General features: G+C 46.9%; 25 protein-coding genes and 1 other RNA gene. 18 read left to right on the plus strand and 8 right to left on the minus strand.

The features are described from left to right. Positions 1 to 35 precede the first annotated feature (35 nt). The 3 genes from GZ78_RS04650 to GZ78_RS04660 all read right to left on the minus strand — a co-directional run bounded on the left by GZ78_RS04650 (position 36) and on the right by GZ78_RS04660 (position 3,261). Positions 36 to 1,220, minus strand: coding sequence for an FAD-dependent oxidoreductase (locus tag GZ78_RS04650; RefSeq protein ID WP_034833123.1), 1,185 nt, complete (start codon positions 1,218 to 1,220; stop codon positions 36 to 38). A gap of 82 nt (positions 1,221 to 1,302) precedes the next feature. Continuing rightward, entirely contained in the window at positions 1,303 to 2,514 is a 1,212-nt protein-coding gene (gene ubiH / locus GZ78_RS04655) for a 2-octaprenyl-6-methoxyphenyl hydroxylase (protein WP_034834175.1), read from the minus strand. A gap of 168 nt (positions 2,515 to 2,682) precedes the next feature. Then, positions 2,683 to 3,261, minus strand: a complete 579-nt coding sequence (locus GZ78_RS04660) for a UPF0149 family protein (protein ID WP_051785817.1) — start codon at positions 3,259 to 3,261, stop codon at positions 2,683 to 2,685. A 223-nt stretch (positions 3,262 to 3,484) separates the two neighbouring features. Between GZ78_RS04660 and GZ78_RS04665 the strand changes: the two genes are divergently transcribed. The 14 genes from GZ78_RS04665 (at position 3,485) to GZ78_RS04715 (ending at position 14,973) form a co-directional block, all read left to right on the plus strand. Then, positions 3,485 to 3,694: a TIGR02449 family protein gene (locus tag GZ78_RS04665; RefSeq protein ID WP_034833124.1), complete on the plus strand. Its 210-nt coding sequence runs from the start codon at positions 3,485 to 3,487 to the stop codon at positions 3,692 to 3,694. Continuing rightward, positions 3,694 to 3,993, plus strand: a complete 300-nt coding sequence (locus GZ78_RS04670; protein ID WP_034833125.1) for a cell division protein ZapA — start codon at positions 3,694 to 3,696, stop codon at positions 3,991 to 3,993. The genes GZ78_RS04665 and GZ78_RS04670 overlap by 1 nt, the downstream gene beginning before the upstream one ends. Positions 3,994 to 4,200: 207 nt before the next feature. Then, positions 4,201 to 4,379: non-coding RNA, 6S RNA (ssrS, locus tag GZ78_RS28105), on the plus strand. A gap of 223 nt (positions 4,380 to 4,602) precedes the next feature. Next, complete coding sequence (locus GZ78_RS04675; RefSeq protein ID WP_034833126.1) at positions 4,603 to 5,436, plus strand: Arm DNA-binding domain-containing protein; 834 nt, start codon at positions 4,603 to 4,605, stop codon at positions 5,434 to 5,436. Between the two features lie 220 nt (positions 5,437 to 5,656). Continuing rightward, a complete protein-coding gene (locus GZ78_RS04680) occupies positions 5,657 to 6,250 on the plus strand; it encodes a nucleotidyltransferase domain-containing protein (protein ID WP_034833129.1) in 594 nt (197 codons plus the stop codon). Further along, entirely contained in the window at positions 6,247 to 6,663 is a 417-nt protein-coding gene (locus GZ78_RS04685; RefSeq protein WP_034833130.1) for a hypothetical protein, read from the plus strand. Before GZ78_RS04680 ends, GZ78_RS04685 begins: the two co-directional genes overlap by 4 nt. 128 nt (positions 6,664 to 6,791) lie before the next feature. Further along, positions 6,792 to 9,944 (plus strand): type I restriction endonuclease subunit R, encoded by a 3,153-nt coding sequence (locus GZ78_RS04690; RefSeq protein WP_236631475.1) that lies wholly within the window; start codon positions 6,792 to 6,794, stop codon positions 9,942 to 9,944. A gap of 90 nt (positions 9,945 to 10,034) precedes the next feature. Continuing rightward, positions 10,035 to 10,898, plus strand: coding sequence for a DUF2971 domain-containing protein (locus GZ78_RS04695; protein WP_034833131.1), 864 nt, complete (start codon positions 10,035 to 10,037; stop codon positions 10,896 to 10,898). 239 nt (positions 10,899 to 11,137) lie between these two features. Then, positions 11,138 to 11,788: a type II toxin-antitoxin system toxin DNA ADP-ribosyl transferase DarT gene (darT, locus tag GZ78_RS04700; RefSeq protein ID WP_034833132.1), complete on the plus strand. Its 651-nt coding sequence runs from the start codon at positions 11,138 to 11,140 to the stop codon at positions 11,786 to 11,788. A gap of 4 nt (positions 11,789 to 11,792) precedes the next feature. Then, complete coding sequence (gene darG, locus GZ78_RS04705; RefSeq protein WP_034833133.1) at positions 11,793 to 12,809, plus strand: type II toxin-antitoxin system antitoxin DNA ADP-ribosyl glycohydrolase DarG; 1,017 nt, start codon at positions 11,793 to 11,795, stop codon at positions 12,807 to 12,809. A gap of 58 nt (positions 12,810 to 12,867) precedes the next feature. Further along, on the plus strand, positions 12,868 to 13,476 hold the full coding sequence (locus GZ78_RS04710) for a DarT ssDNA thymidine ADP-ribosyltransferase family protein (RefSeq protein ID WP_034833135.1): 609 nt from the start codon (positions 12,868 to 12,870) through the stop codon (positions 13,474 to 13,476). Between the two features lie 59 nt (positions 13,477 to 13,535). Beyond that, the gene (locus GZ78_RS28745; RefSeq protein ID WP_152558548.1) at positions 13,536 to 13,727 is read left to right on the plus strand and encodes a hypothetical protein; all 192 of its coding nucleotides are present in this window, start codon (positions 13,536 to 13,538) and stop codon (positions 13,725 to 13,727) included. 216 nt (positions 13,728 to 13,943) lie between these two features. Beyond that, the gene (locus GZ78_RS28110) at positions 13,944 to 14,129 is read left to right on the plus strand and encodes a type VI secretion system tube protein Hcp (RefSeq protein WP_081869668.1); all 186 of its coding nucleotides are present in this window, start codon (positions 13,944 to 13,946) and stop codon (positions 14,127 to 14,129) included. A gap of 289 nt (positions 14,130 to 14,418) precedes the next feature. Continuing rightward, positions 14,419 to 14,973, plus strand: coding sequence for a recombinase family protein (locus GZ78_RS04715; protein ID WP_034833142.1), 555 nt, complete (start codon positions 14,419 to 14,421; stop codon positions 14,971 to 14,973). 604 nt (positions 14,974 to 15,577) lie between these two features. Here the strand turns inward: GZ78_RS04715 and GZ78_RS28750 are convergent. Beyond that, complete coding sequence (locus GZ78_RS28750; protein WP_161787301.1) at positions 15,578 to 15,763, minus strand: hypothetical protein; 186 nt, start codon at positions 15,761 to 15,763, stop codon at positions 15,578 to 15,580. A gap of 410 nt (positions 15,764 to 16,173) precedes the next feature. Here GZ78_RS28750 and GZ78_RS04725 point away from each other — a divergent pair, with 410 nt between their 5' ends. From GZ78_RS04725 to GZ78_RS04735, 3 genes are all read left to right on the plus strand, one after another. Then, entirely contained in the window at positions 16,174 to 16,974 is an 801-nt protein-coding gene (locus GZ78_RS04725; protein ID WP_161787302.1) for a hypothetical protein, read from the plus strand. Continuing rightward, the gene (locus GZ78_RS04730; protein ID WP_034833149.1) at positions 16,971 to 17,324 is read left to right on the plus strand and encodes a hypothetical protein; all 354 of its coding nucleotides are present in this window, start codon (positions 16,971 to 16,973) and stop codon (positions 17,322 to 17,324) included. The genes GZ78_RS04725 and GZ78_RS04730 overlap by 4 nt, the downstream gene beginning before the upstream one ends. A 198-nt stretch (positions 17,325 to 17,522) precedes the next feature. Further along, a complete protein-coding gene (locus tag GZ78_RS04735) occupies positions 17,523 to 17,879 on the plus strand; it encodes a hypothetical protein (protein ID WP_034833150.1) in 357 nt (118 codons plus the stop codon). Positions 17,880 to 18,093: 214 nt separating this feature from the next. On the opposite strand, the gene GZ78_RS04740 is transcribed toward GZ78_RS04735, so the two are convergent. The 4 genes from GZ78_RS04740 to GZ78_RS04755 form a co-directional block, all read right to left on the minus strand. Beyond that, positions 18,094 to 18,828 (minus strand): hypothetical protein, encoded by a 735-nt coding sequence (locus GZ78_RS04740; RefSeq protein ID WP_034833151.1) that lies wholly within the window; start codon positions 18,826 to 18,828, stop codon positions 18,094 to 18,096. 38 nt (positions 18,829 to 18,866) lie between these two features. Beyond that, entirely contained in the window at positions 18,867 to 20,060 is a 1,194-nt protein-coding gene (locus GZ78_RS04745; RefSeq protein WP_034833152.1) for a type II toxin-antitoxin system RelE family toxin, read from the minus strand. A 167-nt stretch (positions 20,061 to 20,227) separates the two neighbouring features. Continuing rightward, positions 20,228 to 20,647, minus strand: coding sequence for a hypothetical protein (locus GZ78_RS04750; protein WP_034833153.1), 420 nt, complete (start codon positions 20,645 to 20,647; stop codon positions 20,228 to 20,230). A gap of 234 nt (positions 20,648 to 20,881) precedes the next feature. Next, entirely contained in the window at positions 20,882 to 22,633 is a 1,752-nt protein-coding gene (locus GZ78_RS04755) for a GspE/PulE family protein (RefSeq protein WP_034834178.1), read from the minus strand. 236 nt (positions 22,634 to 22,869) lie between these two features. Here GZ78_RS04755 and GZ78_RS04760 point away from each other — a divergent pair, with 236 nt between their 5' ends. Next, positions 22,870 to 23,130 (plus strand): hypothetical protein, encoded by a 261-nt coding sequence (locus GZ78_RS04760; RefSeq protein ID WP_152558551.1) that lies wholly within the window; start codon positions 22,870 to 22,872, stop codon positions 23,128 to 23,130. The last annotated feature ends 60 nt before the right edge of the window (positions 23,131 to 23,190 follow it).

The following is a 23,190-nucleotide window of genomic DNA, read 5'->3' on the forward strand; positions in this document are numbered from 1 at the left end:
CAACTAATCAAGCAATGTTTCCAGGTGGATGCCTCTCACAGACCCATGGCATGTTTAATCAATACATCCTTGGCAAAGGGCAAGCGGTTGGTCCACTTTAAGCCCGCATTTCTCAGCCAGCGAATACCAATATCGTCAGCAGCAAAAAGATTCTGCAAGCCTTCCATAGACTTCATCATCAGCAAATTACTTCCCATCCTTCTGCGCTCATACCGATTCAGGATATGACTGGCAGAAAAATCATCACCACGATCAACGGCACGGATAATTTCTTCAGAAAGAGCCTCTACGTCCTGAAGTCCAAGGTTCACTCCCTGACCGGCTAAAGGATGAATAGTGTGGGCTGCATCTCCAGCCAACACGATACGATTCCGATGATAATGCCTGGCATGGCGCTGCTTCAGAGGAAAGCGAAAGCGAGGATCAGCCGAAATGACAGCCCCAAGCCTGGATTCAAATGCCAATTGAATAGCCCGACAGAACGCCTCATCATCCAGTAACAAAACTTCATCTGCCCGATTCGGTATTAATGACCACACGATGGAACAGTAGTGCTTGTTTCCCCGGCTGGGCATAGGTAAAAACGCCAGAGGGCCCGTATCCAGAAAGACCTGCCAGGCGGTATCCTGATGATAACGCTCCGTTTCTACGGTGGTGACCACTGCATGGTGCAAATAATCCTTCTGGCTGGATGGGATTCCGGACAATCTCCGCAGGGGTGACTCCGCACCATCAGTTGCTACTAACAGTCGAGCCTCTATCTGCTCACTCTCCAATTGAACCTGATGGGGTTCTCCCAGCTGATAGTCAATGGTTGACTGCCCAGGGAAACACTCTATATCTGTTTCTGCCAGTTTCTGAAGAAGTGCATTTCGGATCACATCATTCTCAACAATATGTCCCAGTGTTTTAAAGCCCGCTGAGCTGGCATCAAATTCGATTTCACCTGTGCCCTCACCGTCCCAGACATACATATTCTGGTAGGGCATGACCCTTTGCGATGTCATGTACTCCCAGGCACCCAGTTGCTGGAATAATCTGGAAGAAGCTTCTGTCAGAGCACTGACCCGGGGAGCATAAATACTATCGGGAGCAAAGGCCTGAGCCGTCAACGATTGCTGATCAATCAATGCTATTTTCAGGTCTTTTTCGGCCAGAGAAAGAGCCAGAGACGCTCCTACCATACCCCCACCGACAATCACCAGATCAAATGATTTCAACCGAGTTCTCCTGCTAATAACGTCCAAAACTTGTTGCGAGCATTGCCTTTCTGACCCAGTGCCAGGTATTCAAGATTCACCACTATAACCCCATTGCCTTACGAGCAAATCGACCTTTCAGCCCCCGGCTCATATCAAGACAGGTTAAGCCCAGGTTCCTGGCCAGGATCACCGGTAATTCCTGTCGTGAAAACAATTTCACCAGACCGTCGCAGAAGTCCAGTGTCATCTTCTGGTCAGTTTTCTGCTCATCGACATATTGAAGCAGCCGGGTCAGATGGCCGGGAGACATCCCCTGCCTTATAGAATTGATAATATTGTCCGCAAGAGCCAGCGTATCTCTGATAGCCAGGTTATAGCCCTGACCTGCAACAGGGTGCATTGCATGTGCAGCATTGCCCAAAACTACCAACCCGGGCCTGACCTGCTCACGGGCAACACTGAGTGCCAAAGGATAGGTTTCTCGTGTCCCGACCCGGGTAAACTCACCCGCCCGATAACCAAACTTTTCCTGAAGAGTTGTCAGGAAAGTTTCATCATCCATGGCTATTTTGTCGTTTATTTCGTCTGAGGGAACAGTCCAGACCAGTGCTGACCGATCATCGGAAAGAGGCAGCAGAGCCATAGGACCTCGTCCGGAAAATCGCTCATAGGCAACTCCTTGATGAGGTCTGTCCAGAGAAACATTGGCAATCAGCGCGTGCTGTTCGTAGTCATAATGCTTGCGTCCAATACACAGCTTTTCCATCAGACTGGAACGCCCTCCATCAGCCAGAACCACCAGCGAAGCCAGTTTCTCGACTGACTCACCAGACTGACCAATTAACACTTTCATTTCAGAGCCCGGCATCGGTTGCAGGGATTCAACCTGAGCAGGGCTCAGCACTTCAACCAGACCCTGGTCTCTAAAATCTTTCAGCTTTTTGAGTAGCACTTCACCCAGACGATGGTTTTCTACCACATAACCTAATGCGGGCACCCCTTCGTCCTGGTAGTTGAGGTTTGTAGCACCAAAATGCCCCTGATCTGACACCTGAATATCCAGAATAGGCGTGGCAAACTGATCCAGGGCTGACCAGAGCCCCAACTCTTCATAGATCAACTGGGTGCCATAGGAGAGTGCCGAGGCTCTGGCATCGTAGCTGGGAGGAGTATCCCTTGCCTCATCTATAGAGTGCGTTTCAACCAGAGCGACTTTCAACTCATATTGGTTGATCGCAGACTCCAGAGCACACAGCAGACTGGCACCTACCAGTCCACCACCAATGATCAGGACATCATACTTCCCGGTCATCCCTCTCTCCTTTTTACTATGAAATACCGCTTTATCGAGCTCTGCAGCCATTTCCATGTTTCGGGGTGAGTTGCATTTTCCGCTCATGGCTGCTGACCGTGAAAACACTCATCACCGAAGGGAAATAAATGGTTACTGTTATCGTTCAGATATCAGAAACAGACTCAATCAATGGATGGTTTGGGTATCACCCTTTTTAGTTTTTTCCTGGGCGGTCACCTCAGAAAAAACGGTAATCAGCGCCATTCGAACAAACTCACTGACTTCCATAAAGAAGCGTTCAGATTCATCACTGTCATCCGCTTCGGGTTGTATCTGGGCAATTTCCGAGAAATCATTCAGAACCCCTTCTACTTCTTCACTTAACGTTTTGTTTCCAATCACTTCACCAAAACCGGAGAGAAAACCCTGACACCAATAACCCAGCGCTTCTGTTCTTTGTTCAAGGGCTTCGTCATCATCTGGCATGAGCAGGGCAATGGAAAAGTCAGACTGATCCAGCTGCTGCAGGGCTCCCTGATACATATTGGACAGCAAATCCTGAAAACGACTGTCTAACTCCTGGTCCTCCAGTAATCCAGCCACTTGTCTGAACCAGGTTTCTACTCCAGGCTGACTGCCAGCGGCAAACGTACCACAGAGAATTCCATGCAGTTCAGAAGGATGACTGCCACCACCCAGCTCTACCAGTCGGTCAGCCAGCTCATCAAAGGCGACAACGTCTAAAGTCGCATCATTATTTGTCATTGCAATTACCTTGAAAGCCTTTCTGGACAGGACTCGTTTACCCGTAACAACCCCACCCTGTCAGGGTGGATTGAAAATCCGTCAGAGGACCTGATCCCATTGGCTCTATGAAAACCTGATGGTGAGTGAGTGTACCAGATTTATCGATTAGGCAAATCTCAAAGGCATTGTTCTGTATACCTACAGCCGCTATAGTAGTTCCAATAACACGGTCCCGGAACCTATGAACGACCACGAACTCGCAGCCCTGAACCAGAAACTTGATTACCTGGTAGCCATCAGTCTGAAACTGAAAGAAGAAAACCGGTTATTGCGTGCCAAGGAGCAATCCTGGCTGGCCGAACGCGCTCAACTTATGGAAAAGAATGATGTCGCACGCAGCAAGGTCGAGGCCATGATCAACCGCCTGCGTACTCTGGAGCATGAATCCTAATGGACAGTCCATCCACTACCACCGTCAGTATCCTGGACAAGGAATATCTGATCAGTTGCCCTAAAGAAGAAGAAGCTAACCTTCATCGGGCAGCCCAGCATTTAAACGAACAAATGAAGCAGATCCGTTCAGGCGGCGTGATAGGTGCAGAACGCATCGCAGTCATGGCAGCATTAAACATCAGTTATGAGCTGCTACAAAGTAAACAACAAAGCCTGACTGATAACTCTGACGCCCAGGAACAAATCAAACAGATGCTTGGCAAACTGGATCAGGCTCTTATGTCGATCGAAAGCTAAGCCAACCAGCGCTTAAACATTATCCGCCTTATAGCCGACCAAATTAAAAATTGGACGGCTATCTGTTCTTCTCCCCTTCCAGACTCCTAGAGCATCATGGACTGGCGAGGCAGCATCAGCAAAAAACCAATTGAGCTATCAGTCAAAAGATCAATAGCAAAAAAAACCTACAGACTTGTACGGCAGAACCGATATAATCCCGGTTGAGTCTCTCTGGTCTGTTTGCCAGTCATTAAAGACCCGGGCTGATAATACCAAACTAGGAAGTTCCTCGTTGATGCTGGAGCGCAAGTCCACCTTGCAGTGGAAAGCCCGATTCATCACAGCAACCTCCACCGTTGCTTAACAGCAACGGGCTTACGTGACAGCGGCAGTTTGGGGAGACTTACTTTCACTCAGTACATTTCATCTCATCACTTCTCATTTATCGCCGAACACCCTATAAAATAAGGCTCAAGCGGCACCCTCTCAGAATCACCCGCCATTTTTTTGCTCGTCTCATACTGTGCACCAAGGTACATTCAAAACATAGCAGCGCAAATAAAACTGCCCAAATAACTGCCCAGTTTTCCTCTCGTTACCCAGCGACAACGGAAAAACTGGCATATAGTGAATGACCTCAAAATCAAGAATAAGAAGTCACGACTATGGCAAAAAAAAAATCTAACGGATGTCGCCATTCGTAATAAAAAAGCTGAAAATAAAGAGACCACACTGGTCGATACATCGGGCCTGATCTGTCGGATATTTCCTTCAGGGAGAAAAACCTTCTGCTGGCGGTACACTGATCACTACCGTAACAAACAACAATCTCGAATAGAGTATGGTGACTATCCTGATCGGTCACTGGAAGATGCCCGACGAATTCATTTGTCCGCAAAGTCAGCCAGAAAAAATGGGCAAGACATCAAAGAACCATCTGTCCTGAATGGCATTATCAAAGAGGTGGTAAAAGACTCTGCCAATTTTGTCCCTCTGCTGAAGGAGTACACACTATCTGACCTGGTGGCTGACTACGTCAAAGGGCACATTGAAAAAAACAATATCGGTCCGCGCCCTTACAACAGAATCAAGAAACATGTGGAGCCCGTTCTGGGCCACTACCCTGCTGACCACGTCCCTCCGGAGGAAATTAAACGGCTTATTACCCATTTACGAGATAGTAATCAAAAAGAAAGAACCATCTTCGATACCGTCCGCTTTACTGTCTCTATGTATCGATGGGGCATTCTCATGTTCAAGTGCAAGACCAACCCATTTGAACCTTATTCAATCAAAGCAAGAAGAAAAACACGAACTCAGTATTATTCAATGCTTGAACTGCGAACACTGTTAACGAATCCCGACAGTTTCCGAATCAAGAATGACTTTTATCTAATGCAGAAAGCACTCATTCTCTCTGGTGCACGACGAACCCAGAGCTGGAACGCCGCACCGCCCTAATCTCCGCCGCCGTCACCGGCAAAATCGACGTGCGTGACTGGTCATCAAATTAACTCCTCTCCAATGGTCTCCGCACTGCGGAGACCATTGGGCTGACGCTGTCTGCACAATACCAAAAGGTATCAACATGAGACTTATCAGTCCCGTATTGTGACCTTGAAAAGTCCCAATATGATACCTATAGTTCCCATATTGATACCTCTACAGGGACGAAGCCGCTATGTCATCCATTGCCTCGGCGTTATTCACCAAAACCCAGCAACGTCTGCTGTCGGTGCTGTACGGCAAACCGGACACCTCTTTCTATTTGAACGAAATCGCTCGTCTGGCGGGCGTGGGTAAAGGTGCTGTGGTGCGTGAAGTTAAAAAAATGACCGAAGCCGGTTTGCTGACCACCCATCAGCAGGGCAACCAGCAACACTATCAGGCCAACCCGGATAATCCTGTTTTTGAGGAACTGAAAGCCATTACCCGCAAAACCTTTGGCGCACAGGGTGTCATTAAGGAGGCTCTGGCTTCAGTTCTGAAGCAATGCGACATAGCGTTTATTTATGGCTCCGTGGCAAAAGGGCAGGAGCATGCAGGCAGCGATATAGACGTACTGCTGGTCGGAAATGACCTGAGTTACGGCGACATCATGGAACAGCTGGAACCGGCAGAACAGCAGCTAGGCCGAGTTATCAATCCGACTCTGTTTAGCCCGGAAGAATTCCGGCAAAGAGAAAACAGTCAGCAAAGTTTTATCACACGACTTATGGAACAGCCCAAACTCTGGCTGATCGATCAACCCTTAACCGGAGACACGCTATCGTGAAAGAGCTGGATAATCTGGTCAAAATCAACAAGCTCAAAAAAGAACCCCCCGATGCACAGGAATTTGCAGGCATGGTTCGGGCAGCAGAAACCAAATTGAAGGATGCTGCCATTCAAGGTTTGTCCGTCGATAGTCAGTTTTCACTGGCCTACAGTGCCGTGCACGCATTGTCGCTGGCTGCGTTACGCTGGCATGGCTATCGTTCTGAAAGCCGTTATCTGGTGTTTCAGTGTTTACAGCATACGTTGGGCTTGAGTCGTGCAAAGTGGCGGGTACTGGATCAATGCCACAACCAGCGTAACCTTGCGGAGTATGAAGGGCATCTGGACGTCAATCCGCAACTATTAAAAGAACTGATTCAACTATCCCATGAGCTGCTAAATCTGGTTAAATCACTACCTGAAATCTCTTAGCATTTTCAAGCAGTCACTTTTCAGGCAATGACTATGGACAGTACCACCGAATCCATCTTCCAGAACGATATGATCACCCGCCTGGTTGGCTGCTGGGCAGTGGCGACCAGTACGACCGGGAAACGGCGTTGTATACCCGCGATGCACTGGACTTTGTGAAGAACACCCAACCGAAGGAATGGCAGAAGTTCTGCAAAAGCTTTCCGATGGATTCGGAGCAGCATTTTATCAGCCATCTGGTGAATCAGTTAAAAAAAGCCGATGCCAATGCCATTGATAAGGAGCTTCGCAGCTTTGGCACCCTGGGCGTGTTGCGTCATGGGTTGAAGATTCGCAATGCCCGGTTCTCCCTGTGCCAGTTTATGCCGGAGCATACCCTGAATCCGGATACGCTGGCCCGCTATAAGGAAAACCGTTGTCGTGTGGTGCCGGAGCTGGTTTACAGCCCCTATGCCACCGACGCTCATCTGGCGGAAACCGGCAAAAAGGCCAGGGCATGGCGCATTGATCTGGTGCTATTTGTGAACGGTCTGCCCGTGGCGACGCTGGAACTGAAATCGGAATTCAAACAGGCCATTGAAAACGCCAAACGGCAATATCAAAAGACCCGTCTGCCCAAAGACCCGGAAACCGGCAAGCCGGAACCGCTGCTGACCTTTAAACGGGGTGCGCTGGTGCATTTTGCCGTGAGTCAGTACGAAGTGTATATGGCGACCAAACTGGCGGGCAGCGATACTTTCTTTCTGCCGTTTAACAAAGGCACGGCGGAAGGCGGTGCGGGCAATGATACGCCTGAAAACCAAGATGAGTACGCCACCGAATACCTCTGGAACGAGGTGCTGCTGCCCGATAACCTGCTGAATATTATTGGTCGGTTTGTTCATTTGCAGATCGAAGAGAAGGAAGACTGGGAAGGCCGCAAGTCAAAAAAAGAAACCCTGATCTTTCCCTGTTATCACCAGTGGGATGTGGTGACCAAGCTGATCGCTGCCGCAAAAAGCGAAGGCACGGGCAACAAGTATCTGGTACAGCACAGTGCCGGTTCCGGTAAATCCAACTCCATTGCCTGGACCGCCCATCAGCTTTCTACCCTGTACGATAGCGAAGGTAACAAGCAGTTCCATTCGGTGATAGTCATTACCTACAGAACCGTGCTGGACGATCAGCTTCAGGATACTATCTACCAGTTTGAACACGCCGACGGTGTGGTGGGGCGCATCAACAAAAAAGAAGGTGATGGCTCCAAGTCGGAGAAACTGGCAGCAGCTCTGGAGAGTGCTCAACCGATCATTATTGTCACCATTCAAACCTTCCCTTATGTATTGGCGGCCATTGAGAACAGCACCAGCCTGAAGGAACGCCGTTACGCAGTAATTGCCGATGAAGCCCATTCGTCACAAACTGGCTCCACCGCCCGCAAGCTGAAAGAAGTGTTGATGGTGAATGCGTCAGATAACGAAGATGAAGATAAGCAGCTTTCGTCTGAAGATGTATTGGATGCAACGGTTGCCGCTCGCACAGGCAGCAGTAACCTGAATTACTATGCGTTCACGGCCACACCCAAACCGAAGACACTGGAGTTGTTTGGTTGCCTGCCCAAGCCTGATCAACCGGCGTCTGAAAAGAACCTGCCCGAAGCCTTCCATGTGTACTCCATGCGTCAGGCGATTGAGGAAGGGTTCATTCTCGATGTGCTGAAAAACTACACCAATTACAAAGTAGCGTATCAACTGGCTCAGAAGATTGAAGCCACCGACGAAGAGGTAGACAGCAAAAAAGCCAAGGTGAAACTGAACCGCTGGGTGCGACTCCATGAGTACAATATTTCCCAGAAGGTGAAAGTCATCATCGACCACTTCAAAGAGCATGTCATAGGCTTGCTCGGTGGTCAGGCCAAGGCGATGGTGGTCACCAGTTCCCGTAAGGAAGCGGTGCGTTACAAGCTGGCGTTTGATAAATACCTTTCGGACTCTTCAAATAACAAGAAAAGTTCAATAGAAGTGATGATTGCCTTTTCCGGCGAGGTGGAATTTCACAAGGACGACCCGGACAGCATTGCCCTGCTGGATCAAAAGTTCACCGAAACCAATATGAACCCGGCACTGAAAGGCCGGGATATGCGCAAAGCCTTCAACACCGACGATTACCAGATCATGCTGGTTGCCAACAAGTTCCAGACCGGCTTTGACCAGCCCAAACTCTGCGCCATGTATGTGGACAAACCCTTGGGCGGTGTGGAATGTGTGCAAACCCTGTCCCGCCTGAACCGCACCTACCCCGGCAAGGCCGAGTGTGGCACCTTTGTGCTGGATTTTGTCAATGAGCCGGACGAGATTCTGGAGTCGTTCCAGCCGTATTACCAGACCGCTGAACTGGCGGATGTATCCGACCCTGACAAGGTGTTTGACCTGTATGAAAAACTCCGTGCCAGTGGCATCTTCACCTGGACGGAAGTGGAACGGTTCTGCGAAGCCTTCCTCGCCAAGAGCAAAAGTAATGCGGCGGTGAGCAATATCGTAAAGCCCGCCGTGGATCGCTGGCAGAAGCGTTATGCCTCAGCCATTGAAGCCTACATCCACGCCAAGACCCTGTTCGAACGCACCAAGAAGACCAAAGATGCCGTACTGATCGCTAATGCTGAAAACAGCTTCAAAGAGTGCAAGCAGGAAAAAGACCGGCTGGAAATCTTCAAAAAGGATTTAGGCACCTTTACCCGCTTCTATGAGTTTATGTCCCAGATTGTGGATTACGACGACAAGGAGCTGGAAAAACTCAGCCTGTACGCCCGCTACCTGCGGCCATTACTCCGTGAAAAGGTCATTGAAGAAGACGACATCGACCTGGATAACGTGGTGATGAGCCATTACCGGCTGTCCAAGATTCGCCAGCAAGATATTGAGCTGAAGGAAGACGCAGAAGACTATAAGTTGGAACCCTCCAGCGATGCCGGTTCAGCCAAACCGAAGGACAAGAAAGAAGAGTTCTTGTCGCAGATTGTGGCACGCCTGAATGAGTTATTTATTACCGATGACCTGAGCGATGGTGACCTGATCAACTACGCCTATACCGTGCGGGATAAGCTGGTTGAGAACGATACGGTGATGAAGCAGATCGAGAACAACACGGCAGATCAGGCATTACTGGGCGACTTCCCGCAGGCGATTGATGATGCGGTAATGGACAGCAATGAAGCACATCAGGAAATGATGATGCAGTATCTATCCAACCCAGAGTTGGCTCGTGGGTTTGCTCGGGTGGTGTTTGATATGTTGAAGGGGTGAGTTGAAATAACACAACAGAGGCACCTCTTACCGAGTGCCACTTTGTGTTCTGGATAGTAACCTCCCGGCAGTTTTTTTTATTGAGTATGTATGAGTACTGAAAATAGTAACCAACCCATTAGCCTCTTTAAATTCAGAGCAGGCAATGATAATGATCTTGATGCCCTTCATCAGGATTATATTTGGTTTCCTTCCTGCGCTAGTCTAAATGACCCATTTGAAGGTATGGCGTTCATCGATAGTTCAAACATTGACAGCAGGCTGTACCAGAAGTTCCGTGATAAATTTAATGAAAAATGTAAAGAAACAAGCGGTCGGCACCGTTGCGACGATCACCTTGATGATAAAGAGTTTGTGCATCAATGGTTCAAAGCTTACGTAGAGGCGTGGCGTCAAAAGACAGCAATATTCTCAGCGTCGAAGGCTTACTCAGTTGCAGGTTATAGGCTAACACCAGAGCATGTCCTTGGCTCTATGGCATTGTGGGGCCACTATGCTGACGGCTTACGTGGTTATTGCATTGAGTACAACTTTGAACAGCTCGAAAAATCACTCAAAGACCATAATCCAGAGAGGGGTATAGGTTCAAGCGGTGTAGAGTACTCCAACACATTACGCCCTATTTTATCTCTGAAAACCTATATCGAGGACTATGTATCTGGCGATAGAATAAACACAGTTACAGAGATACAAAAAACCTTCACAACCAAGCATAAAAGCACCTGGCACCACGAGCAGGAGGCTCGGCTATTTGCAGCAGGTAAAGATGGGAAGTGTGAGTTTGATTCAAGCTGTATCCGAGCCGTGTATTTAGGTGAAAAAATGTCAGATGAGAAGAAGCGTAGCATCAAAGCCTGCCTGGATGCGAAACCGGTAAAGATTGATTTATGCGAAGTGTCTATTGATAAGTTGGGGCGGGAATACCAGCTTAGAATCGGAAATTATTCGGGTTAGTAGATAAAAAGGATTTAATATATTTTTAATGGTTTTTTGTTTGGGTAACAGCAAAGTTTTCTCAGAAACGGGCCTGTTCGGGAACAAAATACAGTCTGTATTCCAAGTGGAGACACACAGTGGGACGGTTGAAAGCGGTATGGAAGCTGACTTAAATGTTCAATAATCATCATCGGGCACTGCTTTTCCCATGACCTGAAAGGTAAGATATGAAAATGCAGTTTTATATAGGATAAAGCATGCCAGTTCCAGACCCGGTTCGACTTTACCGGCTGACTCACCTTGATAATCTGAAGCTCCTGCTGACAAGGGGGGCTTTGCATGCGCCTAATTCAGCTCCTGCCGACGGAATGCAGTACCACACAATCCATGATCCTTCTATCCAGGCATTTCGTCATGAAAGAAGGATTCCCTGCGGGCCTTGCGGCTTCGTTCATGATTACCTTCCATTTTACCTGGGTCCGCTGTCCCCCATGCTTTATAAGCTTTATAAAGGCGGAGTGGATGGGTACTCCGAAGGGCAAGAGCCTCTGATCTATTTGATCGCCTGGGCTGATGAGATCGCTGAATCGGGAAAGGACTTCGTTTTCTCAGATGGGCATGGCATTGCTGCTTTTACTCAATGGTTTGATGATCTCGCTGATCTGGAAAAACTCGACTGGCCTCTCATACTTGGGAGAGAATGGTATGATACGGTGGAAGATAATGACCGCAAGCGCCGTAAACAGGCAGAATTTCTGGTGCACGGTGACCTGCCCTGGTCGATGATAAAAGGCATAGCCGCCATTAATCACGAGGTTGCAGCCAGGGTTCAAGAGGAACTGAAACAATTTCCAGACCAGTACAAGCCACCCGTCAGGGTGATTCCTCAATGGTATTATCAGGGTTAAGGGTATGATCAAACTAACGCAGGGAAATTTGCTGAGGGCAAACGCTGAAGCGCTGGTCAATACCGTTAACTGTGTTGGCTATATGGGTAAAGGCATCGCACTCCAGTTTAAAAAAGCCTTCCCCGAAAATTTTACTGCTTACCATCAAGCCTGCAAAAAGCAGCTGGTCGTTCCCGGCAGCATGTTTGTGTACGAATATGGCGATATGATTCAGCGCAGGGTGATCATAAACTTCCCAACCAAAAGACACTGGCGTAATCCTTCCAGAATGGAAGATGTTGAATCTGGCCTGTTGGCGCTGGTTGAGGAAGTAAAAGCCAGAAATATTAAAAGTATTGCTATCCCCCCTCTAGGTTGTGGACTGGGAGGGCTCAACTGGTCAGAAGTCAAGCCTCGTATCGAAGCGGCATTTTCCGAACTGCCAGATGTAGAAGTGCTGTTATACGAACCTAAAGGGGCACCAGCCCCAAAAGATCAACCTGTAAGTACCAGTAAGCCTGAAATGAGCCATTCACAGGCACTCATGATTCTGTTAATGGCTCGCTATCATCAGTTTGATTATCGTCTTTCACTGCTTGAGTTCCATAAGTTGGCTTACCTACTTCAAGAACAAGGTGCAGACCTGAAGCTTCGATATAAAGCCCACCACTACGGCCCCTATGCTACGAACATTCGTCATCTGTTGTTCAAAATGGAAGGGCACTTTATTACTGGGTCTGGCGATGATGAGAACCCTGAACGCGAGATCGAACTCTTACCTGGAGCAATTGAAGAAGCTGAAGCATTTCTTAGTGGGAATGAAGATGCACGCGTTTGGTTAGAAGCCGTATCCCGATTGATTGATGGTTTTGAAACCCCTTACGGTATGGAATTACTTTCGTCTGTTCTCTGGGTAAAAAATCATGAGAACGTTTCATCCGCTGAAGATGTGATGACTAAAATTCGTACCTGGTCGAAACGTAAAGCCAATATGTTCACCCCTTTCCAGGTTAAAGCTGCGTTGTCACACCTGAGTCAATGAATATCTCTCAATATTCCGGCAAACTGGGTAAGATTTTATCTATTGCTGGAATATTTGAGTGTCTCGTTCAAGCTATAAATACAAGAAACTTCTCTATCACTTAACACCGTTATCCAATCTGGAAAATATTCTGGAGTGTGGTCTGTTACCTCGCAATCAGCTTAACTCAGGCACCTTTGATGATGTGGCCAATGCTGACATACTCACCTCTCGAGAGCGACAGGAACTGGGTACTTATGTCCCCTTCCACTTCTTTCCCGGCAACCCCTTTGATGGCTGTGTACAAGCCATGCCCACAAACCAGGGCAAGGCGTTCGTTCTGATCACAGTATATAGAGCTCTTGCAAAGAATGGTGGCTGGACAGTCATTCCACAACACCCATTATCAGAACCTCAACCTGAAATGCTGGAGTATGACAAAGGAATAGAGGCTATTGACTGGGATGCCATGGATCTACGTGACTATCATAACGCGCATTCAAAGAGTGTCTGTATGGCTGAGTGCTTGTCTCCAGCTCCCGTAAAGGATACAAGTTTTGTCTCTATCTTTGTGCCCAATGAGGAAGTCAGAGATGCAGTCCTTACCCTGAAAAAAGCCAGAGGGGCTACCTTTCACGTAAATACTAACTCTCATATGTTCCTGTCCACAGAGTCATCAAGTACCTAAACGAATGAAGCATACTGCCATGCTGATTGACCTTCTCACCACAGCGTAGAATATACAGCTTGGCAGTATCACTGGGACAAGATCTTTATCTCATCTATAAACCGCTGGATATCCGACTCTACCTGCCTGGTGGTCGCGGCCAGTTCTTCATCGTAACTAGCTACGATGCTATTGCCATTTACCTCGAATACCTACTAACTGTTTCCTGGATCGATTACCGACTTAGAAACGCAATCAAAACTAACCGTTAAGTATTCTGAGGGAAACGGTTTCGAAACCGTTCCGTAACCGTTTACTCTGATGACAATTAAGAATTCGAAACCGTTCCCCCAATGGTTCCATAAGTGGTATGAAAATGAAGACGAAATCAAGGTGCTTACAGTCAAGCATGGAGCATCCGCAAGCAGGGGTTACGAGAACACAAGCCGTTCGAAATTCTCAAACCCATGGATACATAATCCCCTCTACTGCGTTATGCCTTGACTACCAGCGAGCGATTAATCGAATGCAAAATCAAGTTCTATCGCATCAACCAGACCGCCAATTACGAACACTTTCTCACCATTACCCTGACCGATACCATTGTTTCCGATGTGACGATTGATCCGCCTCCGAAACGACGACGCATCAATCGTAAGGCTTGGGATCAATAAAGTGGAGGTGTGAAGCCCTGCCGGTATCCTAGTGCTAATTGCCCCATCACACCTCCGCTTGGGGACGCAGCAGCAGTCCAGCCTGCAGCAGAGCGTCAGGAAAATATAGACAAGTAGTACTTGTGATAGCTGATCTGTAAAAGTAAGTGTACTTGTTGGACACAACACCCACCCCAGCTAAGTCAATGACCTACTGTGTCAAATAACCTTTAATCCGATCAATTGGACACGATGTAAAACAAGATCTAGTTTTTCTTTTACACAAAGAAGAAGTAAAGGAAGTAGCAGTATGAAAGGACAGAACGTCGGATACATCCGGGTCAGCAGCATTGACCAGAACACCGCCCGCCAGCTTGATGAGATTGAACTGGACACCACCTTTGAAGATCATTGCAGCGGCAAGAATACCAACCGGCCTCAGCTAAAAGCCTGTCTGCGCCATTTGCGTAAAGGTGACCATTTACATGTCCATTCCATAGATCGCCTAGCACGCAGCCTGAAAGACCTACAGGAACTGGTTGAGGAGCTAACCAACCAAGGCGTTACCATTCAGTTCCACAAAGAGAACCTGACTTTCTCCGGTGACAGCAATCCTATGCACAAGCTGATGTTTCAGATGATGGGGGCTTTCGCAGAATTTGAAAGAAGCATGATTCGTGAGCGTCAAAGGGAAGGTATTGCTGCTGCCAGGAAGCAAGGAAGACAAATTGGAGCAAAGCCAAAGTTGACCCAGAACCAGATTAACGAGATTAAGGAACGCCTTGATGAGGGAGAACAAAAGAAAGCTCTTGCACTGGAATATGGCATTAGCAGGCAGACATTGTACAACTGCTTATCAAATTAATCAGGGAAGGAACTCTGACCGGAATATCTGGGACTAGCAATAAGCTGTTGACCTACGGCGTAGTGATCCAGCCTGCTGCCAGAGCTCCTATACCGTATAGAGTATAACCGGTACAAATAGTTCACCTACTACTCCAGAAACAGCACAGTATCCACATCATACTCCCCCCTTTTTTATAGTGGTCTAATTACTCACTTTAGAAGGGCTAATGCCACCTTCGTTGCACCAGGCCAAACCTACTTATTTAGAGCATTACTTTCAGTATGTACTGGGACCTAAATAACGGAGCCCTAGACGCCCCAATACTCTGCCCAAAAACCTGCCCACGACAAAGTACGAACGTACATATATCTATAAGAAATAAGTAGTTAGCCCTATCATTCACTTGCTTAACAGCAACGGGCTTACGTGACAGCGGCAGTTTGGGGAGACTTACTTTTCATACAGCATACCTTTTCTCATAATATCTCAAAGCCTTACAACCACATGCCATACAGGCAATATTCACGTGTTTTAAGTGTAATCTTCCCCCGTTTTATAATGGAAAACCCTGAAAGAAGTCGCTAACTGAATTCAGTCTTTAATTTCATCCCACTTATCCGCATCAAGCGTTCTTGTATAGCCAGAGACGGTTGAGGAGGTAGAGGTAGAGGTAGAGGTAGAGGTAGAGGTAGAGGTAGAGGTAGAGGTAGAGGTAGAGGTAGTACCGGGTAAAGTCGCAGTAATCGACCCTATGCCAACCCACCACTTCCGTAAAGACGGCGAGCCATTGACAGCTCTTACTGTACATGTTTTTTCCAGCACTCCGGCTGGTATCGAGAATAATCACCCCAGATTTAATGGGACCAAGGAGGTTTGATGGGCTATCACCGTTTAGGAGAGACCGAAAAAACAGAATAACTTTGACTTTGCCTTCTATTCCCAGCAAGTTTTTGCCATTATACGCTCAAAATTAAGTTATCCGTTATAACGAGCAATAAGGATATTGTGGTATGAGCAGTTCTATCCCGGAAGAGGCTCTCTTCTTCATCACAGATCGTGAGTACACCGTCACACAACTTCTTCGAACGCTCTATCAGGTACCTACCCCAGTCACACTTTACAGCCATTAATTCACATTTGAAAAATAACCGGGCTTTACCGGGACAGATGGTCATCATCACTCCGCCAAACTCCAGCAGCTGTAAGAAGTGGGAAGCGATGATGCAACAAGCTGCAACGGAAGTAGATAAAGAACTGGCCACAATGTCTGAGAAAGAGCGAAAGGCGTTAGCCAATCATTACGCATTTTTGAGCAGCCTGACAACGGTTACGGCTCTCATGCATGGTTGGACGAATAGCTACTTTGCCCAAAAAAGTAAGCAGGTAGAGCATATTCTCAAACAAGTTGAACGACTCTATATTTCTACTTACAGAACTAAAGGACACCTCAGGAGCGAACACTTTTTTAATCAGAGAAAAGTACTGTTTACCCAGCTGGATCGAACGATCAACGGTATGATGGAAAAAGAGCTGTTCGGCAGGGACGTATCCGCCAGTAGAATTAAGGCACAGCTTGGCCTGCAGTCTAAATCCATCGTTCATCAGTGGAAAATACAGGGTAATGTCGGCTCACTGAAAGATTATGCAACCAACTATGCAAAGGTGTCAGCAACAGCAAAGAACTTTGCCCGGCTGGGCTATGTCTCTATGGCACTGGATGTTGCAGGAGGTGCGGCAAATATTCAAAAAGCTTGCACTCTTAAGCCTGCTTCCGAAGAGTGTGATAAAGCAAAAATCGTCGAACCCTCAAAAGTTGTGGGGAGTATTATAGGAGGTATGTCAGGAGGTTATTGGGCTGCGTATGGTACATGCAATCTCGTATTTGGCCTTGAAACTGCTGGTACAAGTCTTCTTTGGTGTACTGTAGTTGCAGGGGCTGTTGGTGGCTACGGGGGATCGAAGTTGATAGGTTCGTTCGGAGAAGCCGCCGGAAACAAAATATATGAGGCATCAAGATGATAAATATTCTTGAATGGCTATTTATGTTGGCATTTTTTTTCTTGATACTACTTTTCGTGACCCTGATGATAAATGCTATTCATTTTTATAAAAAGTATTATAAGCAGTTGTCAGAGAGTATTGATGGTGCATTTTTTGACAGCGGTTTTCTTTTTGCCAGCAGTCGTTTCATGCTATGGGGCCATTACTGCCTATTCCCCAAAAGAGCTGAGCGTGCAAATGTTTACTCTATTTTTGAAGCGCTGCCTAAATCTGCACGCCTTCAACTAAAACTTCACTGGTTTGGTATTTTGAGTATCTGCCTACTGGGTGCTGGTGGAGGAATTATGAGCAAGTACTTTCTTCATTAGAATTGGTCTCTTTTTCTGTCGGTGCCATATCGCACATGCAATCTCGTATTTGGCCTGCCAACAGGTGGATCAAGCTTGTTGTGGTGCAGTGTTGTCGCTGGAGCTGCTGGCGGCTATGGTGGCTCAAAATTATTGGGTGGGGCAGGTCAAAAATTCGGCGAATTGATCTATCAGAAAACAAAATAATGGTACCTACTTATGCTTGCAGCTTTTACATCTTTTGAAATAATGGCAATCACGTTATTTTTTTCATTTCTCGCTCTTTTTCTTTTTGTGCTACTCAATGATATCTACTTCTACAAGAAGCATTATCAGAAGCTATCTGAAGCCATTGATGGAGCGTTTGTTGACCATGGATTTCTTCTTGCCATGAACAAGCTTACGATGTGGGGTCACTATTGCCTGTTTCCCAAAAGAGCACAACGTGACAATGTTCTCTCTGTTTTTGAAGCGTTACCAAAGTCCGTTCGTTCTCATCTGATTTCTCATTGGATTGGACTTTTGGCTTGTGGTTTTCTTATGGTGTCAAGCTACTTGGTAAGCACATATATATAGCCATAGAGCTGTAGTTCTGCCCCAGTATTTCTTACTTGTCCTTGAGACTGCGCGTACAAGTGGGCGCGGTGTTTCGCTAGTGACAGAGTTCAAAACGAGATGTCCGGAGTCATTAGAACCCTTCACTTACGTGACAGCGGCAGTTTGGGGAGACTTACTTTCGTCACATTACACTTCTGAAAGCCCTTTCAACGAGCTGACTAGACTCACCCAATCATTGATCGATGACCTGTATCTCATCAAAAAACCGCTGGATATCCGATTCTACCTGTTGGGTGGTCGCCGCCAGTTCTTCATCGGTACGGGCTACGATGCTGTAGCGAGTCTTGATGGTCAGGAAGTAATCCGGATTAATTTCCAAAGCATGATAGCTGTACTCATGATCGATGATTTCTCTGACCTTCCAATTTAAATAGCCAATGTTGTTGATAACGATCCATTGAAAATGGTCAGGCGGCGTGAGAATCAAGAACTTTTCATTTTCAGGAAATGCATCCAGCTTTGGATTATTTTGACGTTGCCAGGTGTTGTTGCCATCGGGTCCATTGAAGTACTGATCGTACCCTTTAGCTATCTGCTCTTCTAAGGAAGTGTTCTTCTCCCTCTCGTTCAAATAGATTGAAATGTACAAGGTAGCCATTTCATTGGCTTCTGACTTCTTGTTTTTGGCATAGTAACGCCAGATACTGCCATCGATCTCTAATGCCTGACTCCACTGGCTGTTCTCTGAACTCATCTCCAACCGGGAAGCGCAATCAAAGCTCATTTCTTCCGGGGATTCCTTGGCATACAGAGCCGCCAGGTTAAAGTACTCGGTCATGTTGCCTGGCATTTTATACTTCATCTCAAAGTCAGGAAGACATGCCAGTTTTTTGTGGTAGCTTTCTTCAAAGACAGGGCCTACTGGATTGACCCTTTTGCAAGCAAACAACAAGGAAAAAATCCCCATAAGCAACACCACCTGTAATATTTTCAATGTCTGCCTGATCAATGACCCTGCCCCTGCATTGTCTGCATATGCTTCTTCACTTTTGCAGCAGATCGTTCATCGCCTGCCAGGGTGAGAAAACGATGGTAGGCTTCAAGACTGATAAAAGGCAAGGTGTGCGGGCTTTCAACCGGGCTCGCATCAGGTGTCCCTTTGACCTTTGTCCAAAATGAGACGCTTCGTTTGATGGATGCGAGATCCATATGGTTCCTACCTGCCAGATTTGGAACCAGATCAAATGGGTTGTCCTTGTCTGGCGCAGCTCTCTTGATTCCAGCCTTTGTAAGAATACGAGAGGCTTCCTTCTTGTTATTGCCACCGGCATGAAACACGACTGTATTTTTATCTAAAGAAGAACCCGGGTAATTTTTAAGATGGAGCTTCACTGCCTGTTTGAAAATAATACCTCCCTGACTATGGACGACCCACTTCACAGGCTTACCTTTTCGCTGCACGTCAGCCAATACTGCTGCCAGATGGCGCGATACTTCTGTAGTAAGACCCATGTTATCTCTTGCCGACTCGTAGAAATCGAGAGCACCGCCTTCGCTTGGATTATGAAAAAGGGTGTAATCTGATACTTTATCTTCAGGGTAGGCGTGTTCAGCATGAACCCCCATTAACCAGGTTGCTTTCTGCAATTCGTTCAACATACCATTTACAGCAGCGTGTTCTGTTTGAACGTCATGAGTAGCGGTTCTTCTTGACCAGGTTTGTTCTTGCAATGCCTTCGAATCGCTCAAAGCAGATGTGGCTGTAAACTGCATGTTCCCCACTTTCTGCACACGATGAAGACTGCCCCTTTCCCCTTTACCTTTTGGCTTTTCTGACAACATCGATGCATTGAGATCAATATCTGAAACAACTACCAGCTCAGAAGTAACCTGGTATTTCAGAGTAAAATAGTGAACCGTTTTCGCTTTAAAGAAATTGGGACGGAGAGTATTAACCATACCGCCTGATGGATGAGGGATACTGGCCAGTTCTTCAACACCTTTGATCACTTTATCCTGATCATAACCATTAAGGCTTTTCAAATAAGTCAGTGCTTCAGGCTCGATATAGATTTTTTTGCCTATCGCCTTGCGAAACCAGCTTCTTCCCTTTGGATTCTCATAGCGAACAGCACTTGCGATCTTATCCGTAGAATCTATTCTACGGCATCCATTCCCACAACACACCCAACTTAACATGTTATCTATTACAGATAATGCATAAGTTATAGGCTTTGAGTTTTTTTAACAATTGCTCTGAATGTGAAACCGTTATCCCTTAGGTGTTAGTTTTGGGAAGAAGCATTTCACTCTATGAAAGACCACTCCCCTGCGGATGAGGAGTGGTCACCATTTGAAAAGTCCGGCTATTTCTGTAACTCCTTGATTAACAGCCCCATTCCTTTGGCTAATTCCTTCACGGCCTTGGGTGCATATTCAATTTCAACCCAGCGCTCAGCCTTATCAGGATAAAAAACCCAGCAACGCTGTTCGATACTGGAGCATTCAGACTCCAAAGAATGACCAACGCCGTATACTGTCAGTGTATTATTATTCCTGACCAACCTCTGCTCTAGTTGTTGATGCCGTGTCACTACCAACTCACCCTCTCTGTTGGCTTTAACAGAGTATTCTATGAATGAGTTTTTTCCCCTTTCCTTAATAGCATTCGCTTTTAACAGACTGTTCAAGTATGACTCCAGCACAAGATCTGTCATCTCTGGATCATAATTCTGCTGCATCTGTTCAACAAAGGTCTGGGGTTGTTCGGTAGGTTTCAATTCCATTAACTTCTGCGCCTGAGCAGCAAAAGGTAATAAAAGTAGACATGAGAGGGTTATTATTTTCATTGTTATCCGACTGTTCCACTGTCACTTCAGATAAGTATCTGGCTAAGTATAATATCGAACAGTCGGTTGGAGACTTCAACGATTTCTTTTACAAGCTGAGAGCTAGACCTGAAATTTCATAAAGTGTCGAGTTGCTTGCTTTAAAGCAGATTTATGAAATTTCCGGGCATCTCAATGTTGCTGATCCGGTGTCACCCTCATAACCTCTTCAATGGTTGTCAGTCCTGAGGCTACTTTCTGGGCTCCAGAAAGGCGGAGGCTGTACATCCCTTCTTTAATAGACTGACGGCGAAGGCTTTCTATATCTGTATTTTCTCCCAGCATGGTCTTGAGAGATTGAGACATAGGCATGAGCTCATAGACCCCTGCCCGCCCTCTATAACCCGTATCCCTGCACTCAAGGCAACCTACGGGTTGATAAATCTGAGAAGGTGCAGGTGCTGACCAGGGACGGGTAAGAGACTTCCAACCAGACTTATCGAGCTTCATTGGCTGTTTGCAGGAGGGGCATAGTGTTCTCACCAGTCTCTGAGCCATAACGCCCAGAACAGTGGCTTTAATCAGATAATGCGGTACTCCCAGCTCCAGTAAACGAGTAATAGCAGAAGGGGCATCGTTGGTGTGCAAAGTCGAGAGAACCAGATGACCTGTCAGTGCTGCCTGTATCGCCATTTCTGCCGTTTCCAGATCTCGGATCTCACCCACCATGATAATATCCGGGTCCTGACGTAAAAGCGCACGCAAGCCACTGGCAAACGTCAGATCTATGTTATGTTGCACCTGCATCTGGTTGAAACTGGACTCTACCATTTCAATAGGATCTTCAATGGTACAAACATTCACCTGTTCAGTAGCCAGACTTTTCAGTGTCGAATATAGGGTTGTTGTTTTACCTGAACCGGTAGGTCCCGTGACAAGGACAATCCCATTAGGTTGCCCGGTCATATTAGTCCAACGACGTTCATCTTCTCGGGAGAAACCCAACTCTCCGAACCCCTTGACCAGTACATCCGGGTCAAATATTCGCATGACCAGCTTCTCGCCAAATGCTGTGGGCAGTGTTGAGAGTCGAAGTTCGACTTCATTGCCATCCGGGTTTCGGGTTTTCAATCGACCATCCTGAGGCTTCCTTTTTTCAGCCACATTCATTCGCCCCAGGATTTTCAGTCGGCTGGTCACTGCTGCTGCCACTTTAGCGGGCATCTGATAGATCAGGTGAAGAACACCGTCGATTCGAAAACGCAGGTGAGTTTGCTCTCTCCTCGGCTCAACATGAATATCACTGGCCCTTTGCTCAAAGGCATATTGGAGCAACCAGTCAACAATATTCACAATATGTTGATCGTTGGCATCGGGGGCTTTCATATTGCCCAGCTCAAGCATCTGCTCAAAGCTGTTCAGCTGGGTAGATTGCACACCATTAAGTTCATTGGCGCCCAGAACAGATTGCGCCAGTCGATAGAATTCTGAGGTATACCGTCGGATATCAGTTGGATTGGCAATAACCCTCCGGATTTCCTTGCGATTAGTATGCCTGAGGTTATCTTCCCAGCCACTGTGCCAGGGTTGTGCAGAAGCAATGACAATCTCATCTGCTGTCACTTCTACTGCCAAAATCTGGTGACGCAGTGCATAGGCGTGAGACATGACCGGGGTAATAGCTGCAGCATCAATTTTCAGCGGGTCTATATGAAAGTTTGCCTGACCCGAAAGATCTGCGAGCCAGCTCATTAAAGAGTCAAGATCAAATGATTCGCCACTACTGGCATCTTTCAGATCCTGAGAGGCAATGTATTCCAGAGGATGGAGCTTGAGTTGATCCGCATTACGGTGACGAGCCAGTATTTCATCCGCATCCTGCTGTATAAGTCTTCCGGTCTGAACCAGATCAGAGACAACAGTCTGCAGATCCAGAAGAAGCACCCTGTTCTTGAGTGAGGCCTTGAATGTGTTTGTATTGGACTTCGGCTCTCGGACACTGGTCACTGTCGTTTCCTTTTTCTGCCTTCAACTGACCTATATCGGCAGTGTCACGGCGATTAACTGCTTATTCTAATTGTCACTATTCTCCCCTAAACCATCAGCTTATGCCTATAAGAAAATTCAGGCTTTAAGCTATAGTTCAATTAAGTATATTGCCAGTGCGGCAAGGAGGCCTCATGTCAGACCAATCCATCCAACCAGGTTCAGGCTCCCAGCCTTATGTCCCTGTAGAAAACTCGGAAGAAGTGAAGTCGGATAAGAATAATAATCAGCCCGAATATAAGAAGATGACCACAGGGGGTCCCGGGGCTGGCGGAATGACCTTGAAAGAAAGAATGGCGCAAAAAAAGATTCAACAAGTGACTACCCAGAATAATATCGCCTCACAAACAGAAACTTCTTCAGACACTCCTCGCTCACTCGACGAAGACAAGTAGCTTTCCTTAGCCAGTCGCCACTCCGAAACAGAGTGGCTGTTTTCCCTCTATACTGGCTTT

Source organism: Endozoicomonas numazuensis, assembly GCF_000722635.1.
In the GTDB taxonomy this organism is placed as follows: domain Bacteria; phylum Pseudomonadota; class Gammaproteobacteria; order Pseudomonadales; family Endozoicomonadaceae; genus Endozoicomonas_A; species Endozoicomonas_A numazuensis.

What these genes read in the sequence shown, in the direction of transcription:
- GZ78_RS04740 (WP_034833151.1), bottom strand. Translation starts at nt 18,828, where the DNA reads ATGGGGATTTTTTCCTTGTTGTTTGCTTGCAAAAGGGTCAATCCAGTA.
- GZ78_RS04670 (WP_034833125.1), top strand. Translation starts at nt 3,694, where the DNA reads ATGGACAGTCCATCCACTACCACCGTCAGTATCCTGGACAAGGAATAT.
- GZ78_RS04695 (WP_034833131.1), top strand. Translation starts at nt 10,035, where the DNA reads ATGAGTACTGAAAATAGTAACCAACCCATTAGCCTCTTTAAATTCAGA.
- darT (WP_034833132.1), top strand. Translation starts at nt 11,138, where the DNA reads ATGCCAGTTCCAGACCCGGTTCGACTTTACCGGCTGACTCACCTTGAT.
- darG (WP_034833133.1), top strand. Translation starts at nt 11,793, where the DNA reads ATGATCAAACTAACGCAGGGAAATTTGCTGAGGGCAAACGCTGAAGCG.
- GZ78_RS04660 (WP_051785817.1), bottom strand. Translation starts at nt 3,261, where the DNA reads ATGACAAATAATGATGCGACTTTAGACGTTGTCGCCTTTGATGAGCTG.
- ubiH (WP_034834175.1), bottom strand. Translation starts at nt 2,514, where the DNA reads ATGACCGGGAAGTATGATGTCCTGATCATTGGTGGTGGACTGGTAGGT.
- GZ78_RS04745 (WP_034833152.1), bottom strand. Translation starts at nt 20,060, where the DNA reads ATGTTAAGTTGGGTGTGTTGTGGGAATGGATGCCGTAGAATAGATTCT.
- GZ78_RS04680 (WP_034833129.1), top strand. Translation starts at nt 5,657, where the DNA reads ATGTCATCCATTGCCTCGGCGTTATTCACCAAAACCCAGCAACGTCTG.
- GZ78_RS04735 (WP_034833150.1), top strand. Translation starts at nt 17,523, where the DNA reads ATGCTTGCAGCTTTTACATCTTTTGAAATAATGGCAATCACGTTATTT.
- GZ78_RS04750 (WP_034833153.1), bottom strand. Translation starts at nt 20,647, where the DNA reads ATGGAATTGAAACCTACCGAACAACCCCAGACCTTTGTTGAACAGATG.
- GZ78_RS04760 (WP_152558551.1), top strand. Translation starts at nt 22,870, where the DNA reads ATGTCAGACCAATCCATCCAACCAGGTTCAGGCTCCCAGCCTTATGTC.
- GZ78_RS04730 (WP_034833149.1), top strand. Translation starts at nt 16,971, where the DNA reads ATGATAAATATTCTTGAATGGCTATTTATGTTGGCATTTTTTTTCTTG.
- GZ78_RS04665 (WP_034833124.1), top strand. Translation starts at nt 3,485, where the DNA reads ATGAACGACCACGAACTCGCAGCCCTGAACCAGAAACTTGATTACCTG.
- GZ78_RS04715 (WP_034833142.1), top strand. Translation starts at nt 14,419, where the DNA reads ATGAAAGGACAGAACGTCGGATACATCCGGGTCAGCAGCATTGACCAG.
- GZ78_RS04725 (WP_161787302.1), top strand. Translation starts at nt 16,174, where the DNA reads ATGATGCAACAAGCTGCAACGGAAGTAGATAAAGAACTGGCCACAATG.
- GZ78_RS28750 (WP_161787301.1), bottom strand. Translation starts at nt 15,763, where the DNA reads ATGTACAGTAAGAGCTGTCAATGGCTCGCCGTCTTTACGGAAGTGGTG.